The organism is Rubellimicrobium roseum, assembly GCF_006152145.1.
Taxonomy (GTDB): Bacteria; Pseudomonadota; Alphaproteobacteria; order Rhodobacterales; family Rhodobacteraceae; genus Rubellimicrobium; species Rubellimicrobium roseum.
In genome coordinates this window covers 1-1043 of the sequence record NZ_VDFV01000153.1, presented here as the reverse complement: position 1 = coordinate 1043, position 1043 = coordinate 1, and the positions used below count along the sequence as shown (strand labels likewise).

Sequence of the window (1043 nt, the reverse complement as noted above, 5' to 3'; positions counted from 1 at the left end):
AGGCCGTCTTCCATGGCGATGGGGGCGATCAGCTCGACGTTGAACTTCAGGTTGTCGCCCGGCATCACCATCTCGGTGCCCTCGGGCAGCTGCACGGTGCCCGTGACGTCCGTGGTCCGGAAGTAGAACTGCGGCCGGTAGTTGGCGAAGAACGGCGTGTGGCGGCCGCCCTCTTCCTTGGTCAGGATGTAGGCCTCGGCCTCGAACTTGGTGTGCGGCTTGACCGAGTTCGGCTTGCACAGCACCTGGCCGCGCTCCACGTCGTCGCGGTTGATGCCGCGCAGCAGCGCGCCGATGTTGTCGCCCGCCTCGCCGCGGTCGAGAAGCTTGCGGAACATCTCCACGCCCGTGCAGGTCGACTTGCGGGTGTCGCGGATGCCCACGATCTCCACCTCGTCGCCCACGTTGATCACGCCCCGCTCCACGCGGCCCGTCACCACCGTGCCCCGGCCCGAGATCGAGAACACGTCCTCGATGGGCATCAGGAACGGCTGGTCCACGGCGCGCACCGGCGTCGGGATGTACTCGTCCACCGCCTTCATCAGCGCGCGGATCGAGTCCTCGCCGATCTCCTTGGACTCGCCGATCATCGCCTGGTGGGCCGAGCCCTTGATGATCGGAATGTCGTCGCCGGGGAACTCATAGGACGACAGCAGCTCGCGCAGCTCCATCTCCACGAGCTCGATCAGCTCCTCGTCGTCCACAAGGTCGACCTTGTTCATGTACACCACGAGCGCCGGCACGCCCACTTGGCGGGCCAGAAGGATGTGCTCGCGCGTTTGCGGCATCGGGCCGTCCGAGGCCGCGCACACCAGAATGCCGCCGTCCATCTGCGCGGCGCCGGTGATCATGTTCTTCACGTAGTCGGCGTGCCCGGGGCAGTCCACGTGCGCGTAGTGACGGTTCTCCGTCTCGTACTCCACGTGCGCCGTCGAGATCGTGATCCCCCGCGCCCGCTCCTCGGGGGCCGCGTCGATCTGGTCGTAGGCCTTGAAGTCGCCATAGTACCGCGTGATCGCCGCCGTCAGCGTCGTCTTGCCATG

1 protein-coding gene is annotated in these 1043 nt (G+C 66.7%); it reads right to left on the bottom strand.

All coding sequences use genetic code 11. The annotated features are described in order from the left end of the window. A partial coding sequence (tuf, locus tag FHG71_RS23295; protein ID WP_139084183.1) for an elongation factor Tu occupies window positions 1-1043 on the bottom strand: 1043 nt, incomplete at both ends.